The sequence below is a fragment of the Aurantiacibacter arachoides genome (assembly GCF_009827335.1).
Taxonomy (GTDB): Bacteria; Pseudomonadota; Alphaproteobacteria; order Sphingomonadales; family Sphingomonadaceae; genus Alteraurantiacibacter; species Alteraurantiacibacter arachoides.
Genome location: NZ_WTYH01000001.1, coordinates 217,353 through 233,003, shown reverse-complemented (window position 1 = coordinate 233,003; position 15,651 = coordinate 217,353). Strand labels below are relative to the sequence as shown.

The following is a 15,651-nucleotide window of genomic DNA, read 5'->3' as shown; positions in this document are numbered from 1 at the left end:
CAGTCCGCCCGCCGGCCCGCCAGATACGAAAGACCCGCCCCATGGCCGATGAACAAGGCAACGACGTGCTCACCGATCTCGACAGTCCCGCATCGGGCGGCCCGCTGCCGGGCAACGGCGCGGACACCCAGCCGGTGGCCGGCATCATCTCGCAGTACGTCAAGGATCTGTCGGTCGAGAACCCGCGCGCACCTGACAGCTTCCAGTGGCGCGACAAGCCCGAGATGGACGTGCAGTTCAACATCGGCGCGATCAAGATTAACGACGAGCTGACCGAGATCGAGCTGAAGGTCGTGGCCACCAGCAAGACCGCGCAGGGCACCGCCTACATCGTCGACCTGTCCTATTGCGGGCTGGTGGGGATGCGCAACATGGGCGAGGACCAGATGCACATGTTCCTCTATGCCGAGGCGCCGCGCATCCTGTTCCCCTTCGCTCGCCGTATCGTGGCCGATGCCGTGCGCGATGCGGGCTTTGCCCCGCTGATGCTCGATCCGATCGATTTCAACGGTCTGTATGTCCAGCAGCTCGCCAACCGGCGCGCGCAGGAACAGGCCGGCGGCGCGCCTGCGCAGACGGGCGACGACACCGGCACACCGAACTGATCCGGCCGGCATAGGGGCGCGGAAGGGCCATGAGTCTCGTCCGCAATGTCGGCACGATCGGGGGGCTGACGCTGGTCAGCCGCGTGTTCGGCTTCGCCCGCGACATGCTGCTCGCCCGCGTGCTGGGTGCGGGGCTGGTAGCGGATGCCTGGCAGCTTGCTTTCACCCTGCCCAACACCTTTCGCCGGCTGTTTGCAGAGGGCGCATTCAGCGTCGCCTTCGTGCCGATGTACACGCGCCGTCTCGCCGATTCCGAAAGTGAAAGCGGCGACGGGGGTGCGGACGAGTTTGCCGGTGACGTATTGTCGGTCTTCGTGTGGGTGTTGCTGGGCTTTTCCGCGCTGTGCATCCTCGCGATGCCGGGCATCGTCTGGCTGCTGGCGCGCGAATATCAGGAGGTGGCGGGCAAGTTCGAGCTCAGCGTCTGGCTCAGCCGCGTGACCTTTCCCTACCTCGGCCTCGTCAGCCTGGTCGCCATGCTGTCGGGCGTGCTCAACGCGCGCAGCAGGTTCGCGCCCGGCGCCTTCGTGCCGGTGCTGCTGAACGTGGTGATGATCGGCGGCATCGTGATCGGCTGGTACATGCGCGGCGCGTCGGACGACGACCTGGTGGTCGGCTGGGCGTTGGCGATCTCGCTGGTGGTGGCGGGCGCGGCGCAGCTGGCCTACATGTGGTGGGCCGTTCGCCGGGCCGGGGTCCGCCTGGCAATCAAGCGCCCGCGCTTCACGCCCGAGGTCAAACGCCTCATGATGCTGATGCTGCCCGCGACGTTTGGTGCCGGCATCTACCAGATCAGCCAGCTGGTCGACACGTTCTTCGCCACCAGCCTGCCGCAGGGATCGCTCAGCTTGCTGAAATACGCCGACCGACTGAACCAGATGCCGCTCGGGATTTTCGGCATTGCCCTTGGCACCGCGATCCTGCCCATGCTGGCGCGACACATCCAGGCGGACAACCGCGCCGAGGCGCAGCGGTTGCAGGCGAACGCGGTGGAAATCGCCATGCTGCTATGCCTGCCGAGCGCGGTGGCGCTGTCCATCTGCGCCGAAGCGTTCACCGCCGGCATCTTCCAGGGTGGCCGCATGACGCCAGCGGACACGGCGATCATGGGCAACATCGTGGTCGCGCTGGTGTGCGGCCTGCCCGCCTACGTCCTCATCAAGGTGTTCCAGCCGGCCTTCTTCAGCCGCGAGGATACGCGCACGCCCGTGTGGGTGGCGGCATTTGCCCTGTCCGTGAACATCGCGCTCAATTTCTACGTCGTGCCGCGCTACGGCATCGTCGGCCTGGCGGGCGCGACGGCCTTTACCGCGACGTTGAACGTCCTGACGCTCTACGCCATCCTCCAGGTGCGGGGCTGGTTCGCCTTTACCGGCAAGCTGGCGGGGCGCATCGCACGCCAGATCGTGGCGACAGCGGCCATGGCGGCACTGCTGATATGGCTGGTGCCGGTGCTCGAACCCTACTGGCGCGGCAACGCGTTCCACCGGGTCTGGTCGCTGGGCGCGCTGGTGGCGGCAGGCGCTGCCGTGTTCTTCGCCGTGGCGCTGCTTATCGGCGCGCTCGACAAGGACCTCGTGCGCCAGCTAACGCGCAAGCGCGCCATTCCCAAGGCCGAAGGGCCGCCCAATCTCTCCGAATAGCGAGTTGATACCATGATCGTCGTTTCCGGCATCCAGCCGACGGGCAAGCCGCACCTTGGCAACTATCTCGGCGCGATCCGCAATTACGTGAAGCTGCAGGACGAGGCCGTGGCGCAAGGCGGGCGATGCCTGATCTTCCTTGCCGACCTGCACGCCATTTCCATGCCGCACGATCCCGCGCAGCTCAACGCCAGCACCCTGGAGATGGTCGCCACGCTGGTCGCCTGCGGGCTCGATCCGGCCAGGACCGTGCTCTTCAACCAGGCCCAGGTGCCCGCCCATGCCGAATTGCAATGGCTGCTGATGGGCACCGCGCGCATGGGCTGGCTCAGCCGCATGACGCAGTGGAAGGACAAGGCGGGGAAGAACCGCGAAGGGCAGTCGGTTGCCCTGTTCGGCTATCCGGTGCTGCAGGCCGCCGACGTCCTGCTCTACCAGGCGACCCACGTTCCGGTAGGCGACGACCAGAAGCAGCACCTGGAGCTGGCCCGCGACATCGCGCAGAAGTTCAACAACGACTTCGCCCCGAAAAGCGCAAATGGGGAAGAGGCACCGGTGTTCACCCTGCCCGAACCCTATATCCCGGAAGAGGCCGCGCGGATCATGAGCCTGCGCGACGGCACGCGGAAGATGTCCAAGTCCGAGCCTTCGGACATGAGCCGCGTGAACCTGACCGACAGTGCGGATGACATGGCGTCCAAGGTAAAGAAGGCGAAGACCGATCCGGAGCCACTGCCGAGCGAGGCAGCCGGGCTGGCCGATCGGGCAGAGGCGCGCAATCTGGTGGGCATCTACGCCGCGCTATCCGGGCAAGCGGTGGACGCGGTGCTGCGCGAACATGGCGGCAAGGGCTTCGGCCATTTCAAACCGGCACTCGCCGACCTGCTGGTGGCCACGCTTGGCCCGATCCGCGATCGGTTCGTGGAGTTGAAGGACGACCACGAGGCACTGCACGCAATCCTCGCCAACGGCGCGGCCGAGGCGCGTGCGCTGTCGCGGCCCACGCTGGATGCGGCCTATTCCGCCCTCGGACTGGTGCGCGGCTGAAAGACTGCGGCGCGGACCTGCGTGCTCTCTCGGATCGGAGACAAAGGCATAATCGATTCGCCCCCCGGTAGCGGTCGCTCGACAGGCAGCGAAGCTTGCTGCGTGATCGCCGGGATTGAAAAGACTGCAAATTTCGATGCAGCGTGCTGATATGACTAAACAATTCGCATATTTGCGGTTCAATCGCGGTTCACCCCGCCCTTGATAAAGACCGTTCTATCGTAGAGTTTAGTGCGCGCCATGAATGGGGGGCCGCGCGTGTCCATTCGCACTTTGTCGAAAGAGATTTCTGCCATGACCGTAACGACCATGCTCAAGAGAGGCGCGAAGCTTGCGGTCCTACCCGCGCTCGCCCTCGGACTGTCCGCCTGCGCAACCGGCTTTGCCGCCGATGTCTCCCGTTTCGAAAGCCAGCTTCCTGCGCCGCAGGGTCAAAGCTTTTACGTCGTCGCGGAAGACCCGGCCCTGTCGGGGGGGCTCGAATTCTCGCAATACGCCCGCTACGTCGCTGGCGAGATGCAGGAACTGGGCTATGTCCAGGCCGCCTCGCCCGAGGCTGCCACCCTGCTGGTGCGCTTCGACTATGGCGTCGACAACGGGCGGGAACGCGTCCGCTCCACCGGCTACCGCGATCCGTTCTACAATTCCTGGTACGGCTATAGCCGACCGGTGCTCTATCGCGACCGGGTTGGCCGCACGCGCGTCGCCTATCTGCCCAGCCGCGCCTGGGGTTACGGCTGGCAGGATCCGTTCTTCGGCCAGCAGGACGTTCGCAGCTATACCGTCTACACCAGCGGCGTGGCGCTGAAGATCGATGACGCGGCATCGGGCCAGCGCCTGTTCGAAGGCCAGGCCGAAGCCGCCTCCACTTCGAACCGCTTGCAGTACCTGGTGCCCAACCTGGTAGAAGCCATGTTCACCGACTTCCCCGGCAATTCGGGGGAAACCGTGCGTATCTCCGTCGCGCCGGAAGACATGCCGGCGCAGCGCCAGCGCCGCTGACGCAGGCAAGGACAAGATGATCGGGGCGGGCTTTCCGGCATGGAAAGTCCGCCCTTGGCATATTTAGGGCCGGCGAACCGCCAGTGCGGCCAGCGCCGTCGCCAGCACGAAGGCGGCCCCTTCCGCAATCGTCAGGATACCCAGCGCCGCCGCGCTGAGCGTCGCCCCGCCGGTGAGCACGCCGAGCCGCTCCATCGCCAGCTCTACCCCGGGAAGGCCGCGTTGCAGGCTCCACAGCGATCCCGCCAGCAAGGTCCCGCGCGCCAGGTGGACGGCGAGGCCCGCCAGCGCCCCCAGCACCACCGCGCTTCCCAAAACCCGGGCGCGCGAATGGCCGCCAAACGCCAGCCATGCCACAAGCCCGCAGGCGAGGCCGAGCAGCATTCCCTCGAACCCGCCGGCGACGTGGCCGAGCGCGCGTGCGCCCATCAGTCCGACGCCTTCGCGCCCGAGCAGCGACCCGATCGCGCCGATGGCCAGACCCCCAAGCGCCGCCGCGGGCAGCACGAACAGGTCCGCCCGCCCGCGCCAGGCCAGCGCCGCCGCCGTGCCAGCGCCGACGCCGGCCCCGGCCAGCAGGCCGAGCGCACCGACCAGCGCGGCGAGCACCAGCACGCCCCCGCCCCCGCCGGTCCCCGCAACGACGCCATAGACCAGCCCCGCCAGCACACCGGCGACAAGCCCCGCCAGCGTGGTCGCCCCGGCCACGCGCGATGGCAGGGAGAGCGCCCCCTGCACGGCAGGCTCCGCCGCCGATGAATCCGGCTCCGACAGCGCAGGCCGCGAATCGCTGTCCACGGGCTCGCCTGTGTCTTCCAGTTCACCTACGAAGCGATAACCGTGCTTGGGCACCGTGCGGATGAAGCGGGGGTTCGCGGCATCGTCTCCCAATGCGCGGCGCAGGGTGCGGATGCACTGGGTCAATGCCTCGTCGGTAACCGGAATGCCGCGCCACACCTCGTCCATGAAGCGGTCCTTGGATACCAGCGCCCCGCCCTCAGCCACCAGCAGGGCCAGCGCATCGAAATAGCGGCTGCCAAGCTCGACCGGCGCACCGCCACGGCTGAGGCGGCGATCCGTCACGTTGAGCTCGTAGCCACCGAAGCGATAGGCGAGAGGGGGGGTGGTGCGATCCGCCATTGCCGGGTGTCCTATCCAGCCTGGTGCCGGGTGGGAAGGTTTTCAGCCATTGCTCACGAATTGCTCATGCCGCTCAGCACGCAAGCGAGGCACTGGCCGGTCAGCAAACGGAGACAATGCAGATGACCACTATCCACCGCAAGTTCACCAACGGCTGGCGCATCGCCGGCTGGGGCAGCCTCGCCGCGCTGTTGCTGCTTCCCGCCCTGGCCATGCAGTTCGACGCACCCGGCGTGCTGTGGACGGCCAGCGACTTCGTGTTTGCCGCCGTGCTGCTCGGGTTCCTCGGCGGCGTGGTGGAGCTCGCCGTGCGGCTGGCCCGCGGCGGACAGGAGCGCGCCGGTTACCTGCTCGGCGGCTTCACGGCCTTTTTCACCATGTGGATCAATGCCGCCGTCGGCATCATCGGTGATGATGAGTGGGTGAACCAGTTCTTCTTCTTCATGGTGCTGGGCGGGATCGTGCTTTCGCTGGTGGCGCGCTTTCGCCCTGCCGCCATGCGCTGGATCACCGGCGCGATCGCCGTGGGCCAGCCGGCGGTCGGCGTCATTGCCACGCAGACCATGCCGGGGCACGGGGTGGAATGGGGCCTGCTCGCCTTTCTCGCCCTGCTGTGGGGCAGCGCGGCCTGGTCCTTCGATCGCGCCGTGCGCCAGCGCTGAACCGCATATCCGGGTCCAGCCCCCCGGATAGAAGGGCGGGCCGCATCGGCTCGCCCTTCGTTCGTTCAACCGAGGCGCGCGTGCCCCCCCGTCGAGCCAAATCCGCCCGCGCCTCTCGCGGTATCGGCAAGGTCCTCGACCTCGTTCCATGCCGCCTGTGTCACGGGCGCAAGCACCAGCTGCGCCACGCGGTCGCCGCGTTCGATCACGAAGGGGTCCGGGCCGTGGTTGATGAGGATTACCTTCAGTTCGCCGCGGTAATCGGAATCGATGGTGCCGGGCGCATTGGGCACGGTGATGCCATGCTTCAGCGCAAGGCCCGAGCGCGGGCGCACCTGTATCTCGAAGCCATCGGGAATGGCGAGCGCGAAGCCTGTCGCCACCGCGTGCCGTTCGCCGGGGCGGATGGTGGCGGCCACGGCGCTGACCACGTCCATGCCCGCCGCGCCGGCAGTGGCATAGACGGGCAGCGCGAGCCCCTCCCCGTGGGGCAGGCGTTTGATCTGCACCGCCACGCGGCGAGGGGCGACGTCAGGCATTCACCTTCAACCTGTCGGCGACCTGCAGCACCAGCTTCATCGCCACGTCCTGCTTGGTCATTTCGTCCCACTTCTCGACCATGCCTTCGCGCACAAGGTGGACCTCGTTGTCCTCTCCGCCCATCACGTCGCCCGAGACATCGTTGGCGACGATCCAGTCGACGCCCTTGCTCTTGCGCTTCTTGCGCGCGTTTTCGACCACGTTGCCGGTTTCTGCCGCGAAGCCGATCAGCAGTTCCGGCCGATTGGCGCTGGCCGCCACGCTGGCAAGGATATCGGGGTTCTCGGTGAGGATCAGCGCCGGCGGGGCGGAGCCGCGCTTCTTGATCTTCTCGCCGATGTAGTCGCGCGGGCGCCAGTCGGCGACGGCCGCGACCATGATGGCAACGTCCGCCGGCATCGCCTCGCGCACGGCGTCCGCCATTTCCTGTGCGGACCCCACATCGATGCGATCCACGCCCAGCGGCGTGCGCAGATGGACCGGCCCCGATACCAGCGTGACGCGCGCGCCGGCGGCAGCGGCGGCGGCGGCGATGGCATAGCCCTGCTTGCCGCTCGATCGGTTGGCGAGATAACGCACCGGGTCGATAGGCTCATGCGTGGGCCCGGCGGTGACGAGGACGTGGCGACCGTAGAGCGGGCGATGCTCCACGTCCTGATCGAAGCCGGGCTGTCCGGCCAGCGGATCGAAGGCGTCCAATGCCGGCACAAGCGAAAGCTCCGCGCGCGAATCCACGGGGTCGCTGTGCGCAAAGGCCATCGGGCTCGCCATGGGAGCAACCGGCGCGGCGGCCTCCTCCCCTTCGAACGGTTGCGGCGCGGCCTGGCGGGCGTTGACCTGGTGGTTGATCGCTTCGCGGTCCGTCGGCGGAGCGGCGGTGGCGCTGCCCTTCTTGGCCATCAGGCCGCCGAAACCCGAATAGTCGGGTTCGGGCAGGTCGGGGCCTTCCACGAGGCCATCGGGCAGGTCCATCCCCTCGTATTCGTCCTCCTCGGCCGCTTCTGCGCTCTGCGCCCAGTGCGGCGTGGCGCGCTGGATCAGCGAGCCGAGCATTCCGCCCATGCTGGCACCGCCCGAAGGAGCGGGATCTTCCTCGTAATCCTCGTCTTCGCCGTAGTCGGGCGCGTTGTACCGGCGGGCGAGGTAGGCGGCGATATCGGCGCTCGCGGCACCGGCGTCGAGCCCCAGCGCGCCGGCGATCTCCACCCAAACCGCTTCGGGTTCGGGCAGGCGGCCGGGGCCGAACTCGCCGCAGGCCATGTCGCCCATGTCGGGCTCTATCACCGTGATCCCGCGCGATCGCAGGACCTCGACGTTGTGCACCGTCGCGTCGTGCTGCCACATCTTCACGTTCATCGCCGGGACCGCCATCACCGGGCGATTGGTGGCGAGGATCAGCGTGGTGGCAAGGTCGTCGGCGATGCCTGCCGCCATCCTGGCCATCAGGTCGGCGGTGGCGGGGCATATGACCACGAGGTCGGCCTCGCGCGAAAGCTGGATGTGGCCGATCTCGGCCTCGTTCTTCAGGTCCCACAGGCTGGTGTGGACCTGGTTGCCCGACAGCGCGGCAAGCGCCATTGGGGTGACGAACTGCGCCCCGCCATCGGTCAGAACGCAGGTCACCTCTGCCCCGCCCCTTTTCGCCAGGCGGACCAGTTCGCACGACTTGTAGGCAGCGATACCGCCCCCGACGACAAGCAGGATGCGCGGATGGGCAAGGGGTTGGCCAAGGGGCTGAATCGTCTCTCCCTCCGGGGTCATGTGCTGCAGTGGCAAAATCGCTTCGCCGTTATTAGTCCAAGGCTGCGCCATGGCAAATGATGGTTAAGAATGCTTTAGTCCAGCCGCCCGGGCGAGATCAGCGATTGCCCGCGGCACGAAGGCGAAGCCGGCAAGGTAGGCGGGCAGCAGCACCTGCGCCCAATAGAAATTCTCCGGCCGTGCGAACAGCGCCATCGCGGCGAGGAACCCTGTGAACCACAGCCCTGCAAAAAGCCCGCTCCGCCCGCCGAGGCCCAGCCAGCCGGCGAGCGGCAGAATCGCCAGCGGCGCGGCGAGCCAGTGCGGAAGCAGCAGCAATGCGCTGAGGTTCGCCAGCGCGGCAAGCGGCAGCATCGGGCCGGCCAGCCCGCTCCACCCTTGCGATGCGCGGTCATCCGGCTGGACCTCCGCTGCCACCCCTTGCGCGTGCAGGGTCATGGCAAGAGAGAACAGCACCAGCACGCCCAGCACCGCCGCGGCTTCACCCGCCCGGCGCTGCCACAGCGCCAGCACGAACCACAGCGCGACGAAGGGCGCGGCAAGCTCGCGAAAGGCCAGCGCCATGGCAGCGCAGACGAGTGCGGGCCACCAGCGATCCGGCCGATAGAGCGCGAGTGCCAGGGTGAGCAGCAGCCCGGCGGGCAATTCGTGGATCAGCGGCGCCAAGGGGATCGCCGCCGCCGCGCCGCCCAGCATGGCGAAGACACCGCAGGCGATCCGCTCCGGCCCTGCGAGCTGGCCGCGCAGCCGCAGCATCAGCGCGATTGCCGCCAGCGGCCAGAGCAGTTTCAGCAGCAGCCCCGTGCCCTCGATCCCGATCCAGCCATGCAGCAGGGCAAGCGTCGGCAGGCGCACGGTGACGGCGGGACGGACCGGATAATTGCCCGCGCGCTGCTCCGCGACGGCGGCGGCATAGTAATCCTCGCCCGCCATGACCCGGCCGGAAATGCGCGCGTAGAGTGCAAGATCGCCCTGGCTCCCGCCCTCGCCAGCGCTTGTGTCCGACGTGGCAACCGCAGCGTCCGGGCCGCCCGCAGGAGTTGCCGCGAAAGCCGCCCAGACCAAGCTGACAGCCAACAGCGCAAGCGCAAGCCATGCCGCCCATCGCGGCAGGCGGGCGAGCGGGTGCGGGCGCGCCTCGCTCCAGCCGACCGGATCGTGCCAGAAGCGCCCTGCTCCCAAGTTCTCGCGCCCCATGTCCCGCGTTCTTCAGTTCCCGCGGGCGGAGGCCCACAGGCTCGCCAGCGCACGCGGCACAAAGGCGAGGCCGACGAACCACACCGGCATCACCATCAGCGCCCAGTAGAAGTTGTTGTCACGCCCGGCCACGGCGAACAGCAGCGCGTAGCCCAGCGTCAACAGAAAGCCCGTCTCGCCAAAGCGCGTGCGCCAGCCGGCCCAGCCGAGCAGCGGCAGCAAGGCCAGCGGCGCGGCGAGCCAGCCCGGCAGCAGGTGCAGCGGGCTGGAGAGGACCACGTTGGAGGTCACGCCGCCGATACCGCGCAGGGCGAACCAGCTCGGGCTGGCAGGGTCGGCAGGCGTGGTGAAACGGGCGACCTCGGCAAGATGGCCTGCCAGCGCCGCGCCGAAGAGCAGCACCACTGCGCCCCATGCCAGCGCCTCCCCCCGATTGCCGCGCAGGAGGGCGAGCGCACCCATCAGCAGCGCAAAGGGCAGCGCCAGTTCCCGCACCGCCAGCGCCAGGGCGCCCGCCAGCACGGCGGGCCACCAGCGGTTCGGGCGATAGAGACCCAGCGCCAACGCAATCAACAGACCCGACCAGACCTCGTGCAGCGCAAGGTATTGCGGCTTCAGCCCCGTGACCGCGCCGATTACCACCAGCAGCAGGATGATCCGCAGCCGTCCGCCAGTGCCTGCGACGTCGCGCAGCCGGTAATGCCAGGCGACGAGCGTGCCCACGCCGAGCAGCGCGGCTAGCACCATCAGGCCATAAGGCCCGATCGCGGCGTGCACGTGGGCCAGCGTCGGCAGCCGCACCGCCAGTCCGGGGCGCACGGGAAAGCCGCGCGCCCGCTGTTCCTCCACCGCCGCGCGATAATAGCCATCCCCTGCACGAACCCGCGCGGCGATGACATCGTAGAGCTGCAGATCAGTATCGCGCGTGGCGGCTGCCGTGGTCACGGTCGAAGCCGGAGCAGCGACGGCGGGAGCGCGCGGCGCGTCGTGGATGGCGGACCGCTCCGTCAGCGCAGCGCCCAGCAGCAGCGCCGCGATCACGGCCAGCATCAGCATAGCCGCGCCCGGCGCCCACTGCGCGAAGCGATCCCAGTCGGCCGGCCTGCGCCGGATGCGTCCCTTTATCCGAGCCACCCTGCCCAAATTCCCCCGTAGACCACTGCGCCCCCTGCGAGCGCCGCGACAGCATACCCCAGACACGCGCTGCCTTCGCGGCGGCGGCGTTCCCACACCAGTTCGATGGCGGGCAGTGGCGGCGGCTCGGGCGCGGCGCCCTTGGGCGGATAGGCGTCCTCGATACGTCGGACCAGTTCGGGCAGGCGCAGCAGGGTGTCGAAATCCGTGCGCAGGCGATCGGCCAGCGCGGCCTCCGGTCCCAGCTCGTCACGGATCCAGCTGCGCACGAAGGGCGCGGAAACGTCCCACATGTTGATCGACGGATCGAGGCTGGTGGCGATGCCTTCGACCATGACCATCGTCTTTTGCAGCAGCAGCAGGTGCGGCTGGGTCTGCATGTCGAAGTCGCGGGTGATGGCGAACAGGCCGTCCAGCATCTGGCCGACGCTGAGTTCGGAAACCGGCTTGCCGCGCATCGGTTCGCCCACGGCGCGCAGGGCAGTCGCGAACTCGTCCACCGAATGGTAGGACGGCACGTATTGCGCCTCGAAATGGATTTCCGCGACGCGGCGGTAATCGCCCACGGTCAGGCCGTAGAGGATTTCCGCCAGCCACTGCCGCGCGCGCCGATCAATACGGCCCATGATGCCGAAATCGATGGCCACGATGGTGCCGTCGGCCTTCACGAACAGGTTGCCCTGGTGCATGTCGGCATGGAAGAAACCAGCGCTGATCGCTTGGGTCAGGAAGGCCAGCACCAGCCGCCGGGCGAGATCGGGCAGGTCGTGACCTGCCGCCACCAGCGCGTCGCGATCGGAAATCTTGATGCCGTCGATCCACTCGATCGTCAGCACGCGGCCGTTGGTGCGATCCCAGTCGATACCGGGGATGCAGTAGCCATCCACCCCGCGCATGTGATCGGCAAGTTCGGAGGCCGAGGCCGCCTCGCGCCGCAGGTCGAGCTCGCTGTTGGTCCAGCGCTTGAAATTGGCGATGGTGAGCGCAGGGCGCAGCCGCGCCGCTTCACCGCCCATCGCCTCCACATGCGCGGCAGCCCATTCATAGGTGGCGATATCGTGCGCGAACTTCTCGCGGATGCCGGGGCGCACCACCTTGATCGCCACGTCGCGGCCATCGGTGGTGACGGCACGGTGCACCTGCGCGATGCTGGCGGCGCCGACCGGCACGGGATCGACGCTGGTGAAGAGCTGTTCGACCGGCCGTTCGAAACTGCGCTCGATCTCTTGCCTGATGGCCGCATAGGGGACCGGCGGCAGGCTGTCCTGCAGGCTGAGCAGGTTCCTTGCGGCGTCCTCTCCCACCAGGTCTGGCCGTGTCGCCAGCGTCTGGCCAAGCTTGATCGCAGCAGGGCCGATGGCGCGAAAGGCGCCGGCATAGTCGGGCTCGGCCGGCGGAAAGGTGCCCAGCCGTGCCAGCCGCGCGATGCGCTTGACTGGCGGGGGCGTGTTGGGATCACGCTCGATCCCGCGCAGCGCGCCGTGCCGCGCCAGCGTGCGGCCCCAGGTAAGGAGCCGCCAGATATGGGTGGACGGCCGCGTCATTTTTGCTCGCCTGACCGCTCGATCGGCACCGGCCCGCTCCCCCACCCGGCCACCCTACAGGATAATGCCATGGGTGGCCGGGTGGGGGAGCGGGCCGGTGCCGGGCGCAGCGCAGCACGTAGTGCGGAGCGAACAGACGCCACTTAGATCTTCCACCCCGAATGGATAGCCACCAGTCCGCCCATGATCGGCTCTACCCTGGTTCGGGCAAATCCGGCGGTGCGGATCATGCCTTCGAATTCGGCCATGGGCGGGAAACGGCGGATGCTCTCGACCAGGTAGCGATAGCTCTCCTCGTCGCCTGCCACGGCCTTGCCGATCCGGGGCACCAGCTTGTGGCTGTAGAAGTCGTAGGCTTCCTTCATGCCGGGAAAGGTCATGGTGGAAAATTCCAGGCAGAAGAACCGCCCGCCGTATTTCAGCACCCGGTGCGCTTCGCGCAGGGCCCTGGGGATGTCGGTGACGTTGCGGATGCCGAAGGCGATTGTGTAGGCGTCGAACTGGCGATCGGGATAGCTCAGTCGCTCGGCATTCTGGCAGGACCACGACAGGCCATCTATGCCGCGCGCCATTGCCCGCTCGATGCCGACGTCGAGCATGTCCTGGTTGATGTCGGCCACCACCACCTCGGCGCCCCTCGCAGCCATGCGAAAGGCGATGTCGCCGGTGCCGCCCGCCATGTCGAGCACGGCCTCGCCGGGCTGCGGTTTCACGCGGCGCACGAACTGGTCCTTCCACAACCGGTGCATCCCGCCCGACATGGCATCGTTCATGATATCGTATTTGGCCGCCACGCTGGAAAACACGCCGCCCACGCGCCGCGTCTTTTCGTCCGGTGCGACATCTTCGTACCCGAAGCTGACTTTCTCGCTCATGGCCTGTTCGCTCATCCCTCGCCCTCTAGCGGGGCACCGGCAGGTGCGCCACCGGCTTGTTGCCGTCGCAATGCCAGCAGGCCCATGGCGATGCCCGCCCCGATCATTGCCATGCCCAGCGCATGATACCAGTGCAGCGCCTCCCCCAGCAACACGGCCGAAAGCAGAGCGCCGAAGATCGGCAGAAGCGTGATCGACTGGCCGGCCCGCGCCGCCCCCAGCCGCGCGGCAGCGGCGTTGTAGATGAAGTAGCTGAGCAGCGAGGGGAAGACGCTGACGTAGGCGAGCGCGAGGACCGTTCCCGTGCTCCATGCGATTCGCAGCCCGCGCGTGAATTCCCAGGCAGCGAACGGTGCCATCGAGACCACGCCCACGGCAAATGTCGCCGCCACGAAACTGACGGGCGAGACCTGGGGACGCAGGCGCAGGAACACGGTATAGAGCGCCCAGACCACGACCGAGGCCAGCACCAGCGCGTCGCCCGCGCCCAGGTGCAGCGCGGCGAGCAGCGCGGGGTCGGCGCGGAACACCACGATGATCACGCCAAGCGTCGAGGCCACCGTGCCCGCCACCTGCCAGCCCCCGGCCCGCACCTTGTAGAACATCCGATCAAGCACCAGCACCAGCGCCGGCACCGCCGCCTGCAGCAGCAGCGCGTTGGTCGCGGTGGTATAGTGCAGGCCGCTGTACAGCAGCGCATTGAACGCGCCGATGCCCAGCAGGCCGAGCAGCAGCACCGCCTTCCACTGTGTGCGCAGCACCGGCAGGTCGCGGCGCAGCGGCGTCCAGGCAAACGGCAACAGCAGCAGCGAGGCCCCCGTCCAGCGCATGAAAGCCAGGGTCAGCGGAGGAATACTGTCCGCCACCGCGCGCCCGACGATCGAATTGCCGGCCCAGAAGACCATCACCAGGCCAAGCAGGGCAAGCGCGCGCGTATCGGGTCGAAGCGTCATCGCCGGTGCGATAGGCGGCAGCCGCACGCTTGGCGATGACAGAATGCGCGCGCGCCCCTACATTGCGCCCATGCCCGAGCTTCCCGAAGTAGAGACCACCGTGCGCGGCCTGGCGCGCTTCCTCGACGGGCAGCGGATCGAGCGCGTCGTCCTGGCCCGGCCGGACATGCGCTTCCCCTTCCCCACCGGACTGGTGCAGGCGCTCACCGGCGCGCGGGTGTCGGGCCTGGGGCGGCGGGCGAAGTATGGCCTCGTCCACACCGACCGCGACACCACGATGATCTTCCATCTCGGCATGAGCGGGCGCTGGCGCATCGATCCCGAATCGGCGGACAGGCACGACCACCTGCTGATCGAGACCGCGGCAAACCGCTTCGCGCTCAACGACCCGCGCCGCTTCGGCTACGTCGCCCTCGTCGATACGCCGCTGCTCGATGCCTGGCCCGCCTTTGCCGCAATGGGCCCCGAGCCGCTGGGCGAGGCGCTCAGCGTCGATCACCTGCGCCGCGCCATCCGCGGGCGGCGGCAGGCGATCAAGCTCTTGCTGCTCGATCAGCACGTAGTCGCGGGGCTGGGCAATATCTACGTGTGCGAGGCGCTGTTTCGCGCACGCATCCACCCACGCAAGCACGGCGACAAGGTCTATCGCCCGGCCCTCGCGCGGCTGGTGCCGGCCATCCGCGAGGTGCTGCTGCAATCGATCGAGGACGGCGGATCGACCCTGCGCGACTATGCCCGGCCCGATGGGGAACTGGGCTATTTCGCGACCCGCTTTCAGGTCTACGGACGGGAAGGACAGGCGTGCCTGCGCGATGATGGCGGCACCGTGCGGCGCATCGTGCAAGGCGGGCGCAGCACCTGGTTCTGTCCAGTCTGTCAGAAATGACCCTGGCCCCATCGTAACAATGGGGCTATTGAACCCTGCACGCCGAGGCCGTTGGCGCTTGCAATTTCATCGCATGCCAACTAGGTGGCGCGCTTTCCGGCGCTTACGCGTCGCTTTACCGATTCTATCCAAGACAAGACCGGCCGTTCACGGACGGCCGAGACACGAGGAAAACATGGCCAACACGCCGCAAGCCAAGAAGCGTATCCGTCGCAACGACAAGCGTGCCGAGATCAACGGCGCCCGCAGGAGCCGCATTCGCGGCTTCGTGAAGAAGGTGGAGACCGCCTGCACCGAGGGCGACAAGCAGGCCGCGCAGGATGCGCTCAAGGTCGCGCAGCCGGAAATCGCCAAGGGCGTTGCCAAGGGCGTGATCCACAAGAACACCGCGTCGCGCAAGATGAGCCGCCTGTCCAAGCGAATCGCCGCGCTCTGATTCGCTGCCCGGCGGTCTGGCCGCCGATCGATTCGCGCTGTCTGGCAACCAGGCGGCGAACGTAATCGGAACGAAATTCAAACGGGGGTCGTGGTTATCCACGGCCCCCGTTCGCGTTTTCGCTGCCGGCCTTCGAAGCGGATGATGCGCCGGGTTTGGACCCACGCAATTGTCGCGATTCGCAGGACTGTCATAATCATATCTACGTAAAATCAGGCACTTGAAC

General features: G+C 67.8%; 15 protein-coding genes. 7 read left to right on the top strand and 8 right to left on the bottom strand.

Annotation, left to right across the window (positions count from 1 at the left end; translation table 11 throughout):
- Positions 1 to 41 precede the first annotated feature (41 nt).
- The 4 genes from secB to GRI62_RS01185 all read left to right on the top strand — a co-directional run bounded on the left by secB (position 42) and on the right by GRI62_RS01185 (position 4,297).
- Positions 42 to 605: a protein-export chaperone SecB gene (secB, locus tag GRI62_RS01200; RefSeq protein ID WP_131451606.1), complete on the top strand. Its 564-nt coding sequence runs from the start codon at positions 42 to 44 to the stop codon at positions 603 to 605.
- A 29-nt stretch (positions 606 to 634) separates the two neighbouring features.
- Complete coding sequence (gene murJ, locus GRI62_RS01195; RefSeq protein WP_131451605.1) at positions 635 to 2,248, top strand: murein biosynthesis integral membrane protein MurJ; 1,614 nt, start codon at positions 635 to 637, stop codon at positions 2,246 to 2,248.
- Between the two features lie 12 nt (positions 2,249 to 2,260).
- Positions 2,261 to 3,295, top strand: coding sequence for a tryptophan--tRNA ligase (gene trpS, locus GRI62_RS01190; protein ID WP_131451604.1), 1,035 nt, complete (start codon positions 2,261 to 2,263; stop codon positions 3,293 to 3,295).
- Positions 3,296 to 3,589: 294 nt separating this feature from the next.
- Entirely contained in the window at positions 3,590 to 4,297 is a 708-nt protein-coding gene (locus GRI62_RS01185; RefSeq protein WP_131451602.1) for a DUF4136 domain-containing protein, read from the top strand.
- 63 nt (positions 4,298 to 4,360) lie between these two features.
- Here GRI62_RS01185 and GRI62_RS01180 read toward each other — a convergent pair whose 3' ends face one another.
- Complete coding sequence (locus tag GRI62_RS01180) at positions 4,361 to 5,437, bottom strand: winged helix-turn-helix domain-containing protein (RefSeq protein ID WP_131451600.1); 1,077 nt, start codon at positions 5,435 to 5,437, stop codon at positions 4,361 to 4,363.
- Positions 5,438 to 5,559: 122 nt separating this feature from the next.
- On the opposite strand from GRI62_RS01180, the gene GRI62_RS01175 reads away from it, so the two are divergent.
- The gene (locus tag GRI62_RS01175; protein WP_131451598.1) at positions 5,560 to 6,099 is read left to right on the top strand and encodes a hypothetical protein; all 540 of its coding nucleotides are present in this window, start codon (positions 5,560 to 5,562) and stop codon (positions 6,097 to 6,099) included.
- A gap of 65 nt (positions 6,100 to 6,164) precedes the next feature.
- Here GRI62_RS01175 and dut read toward each other — a convergent pair whose 3' ends face one another.
- The 7 genes from dut to GRI62_RS01140 form a co-directional block, all read right to left on the bottom strand.
- Positions 6,165 to 6,638, bottom strand: coding sequence for a dUTP diphosphatase (dut, locus tag GRI62_RS01170; RefSeq protein ID WP_131451596.1), 474 nt, complete (start codon positions 6,636 to 6,638; stop codon positions 6,165 to 6,167).
- Positions 6,631 to 8,400, bottom strand: coding sequence for a bifunctional phosphopantothenoylcysteine decarboxylase/phosphopantothenate synthase (locus GRI62_RS01165; protein ID WP_131451594.1), 1,770 nt, complete (start codon positions 8,398 to 8,400; stop codon positions 6,631 to 6,633). Before GRI62_RS01165 ends, dut begins: the two co-directional genes overlap by 8 nt.
- A 63-nt stretch (positions 8,401 to 8,463) precedes the next feature.
- Complete coding sequence (locus GRI62_RS01160) at positions 8,464 to 9,597, bottom strand: hypothetical protein (RefSeq protein ID WP_131451593.1); 1,134 nt, start codon at positions 9,595 to 9,597, stop codon at positions 8,464 to 8,466.
- Positions 9,598 to 9,609: 12 nt separating this feature from the next.
- Complete coding sequence (locus tag GRI62_RS01155; protein ID WP_131451592.1) at positions 9,610 to 10,731, bottom strand: hypothetical protein; 1,122 nt, start codon at positions 10,729 to 10,731, stop codon at positions 9,610 to 9,612.
- Positions 10,719 to 12,275, bottom strand: coding sequence for a 2-polyprenylphenol 6-hydroxylase (ubiB, locus tag GRI62_RS01150; RefSeq protein WP_131451591.1), 1,557 nt, complete (start codon positions 12,273 to 12,275; stop codon positions 10,719 to 10,721). Before ubiB ends, GRI62_RS01155 begins: the two co-directional genes overlap by 13 nt.
- Before the next feature lie 143 nt (positions 12,276 to 12,418).
- Complete coding sequence (locus GRI62_RS01145; protein WP_131453701.1) at positions 12,419 to 13,150, bottom strand: class I SAM-dependent methyltransferase; 732 nt, start codon at positions 13,148 to 13,150, stop codon at positions 12,419 to 12,421.
- Between the two features lie 11 nt (positions 13,151 to 13,161).
- Positions 13,162 to 14,103, bottom strand: coding sequence for a DMT family transporter (locus GRI62_RS01140; RefSeq protein WP_131451590.1), 942 nt, complete (start codon positions 14,101 to 14,103; stop codon positions 13,162 to 13,164).
- 70 nt (positions 14,104 to 14,173) lie between these two features.
- Between GRI62_RS01140 and mutM the strand changes: the two genes are divergently transcribed.
- Together mutM and rpsT are read left to right on the top strand one after the other, a co-directional pair.
- Entirely contained in the window at positions 14,174 to 14,989 is an 816-nt protein-coding gene (gene mutM, locus GRI62_RS01135) for a bifunctional DNA-formamidopyrimidine glycosylase/DNA-(apurinic or apyrimidinic site) lyase (protein WP_131453700.1), read from the top strand.
- A 175-nt stretch (positions 14,990 to 15,164) separates the two neighbouring features.
- Complete coding sequence (gene rpsT / locus GRI62_RS01130; RefSeq protein ID WP_131451589.1) at positions 15,165 to 15,425, top strand: 30S ribosomal protein S20; 261 nt, start codon at positions 15,165 to 15,167, stop codon at positions 15,423 to 15,425.
- Positions 15,426 to 15,651: the final 226 nt, after the last annotated feature.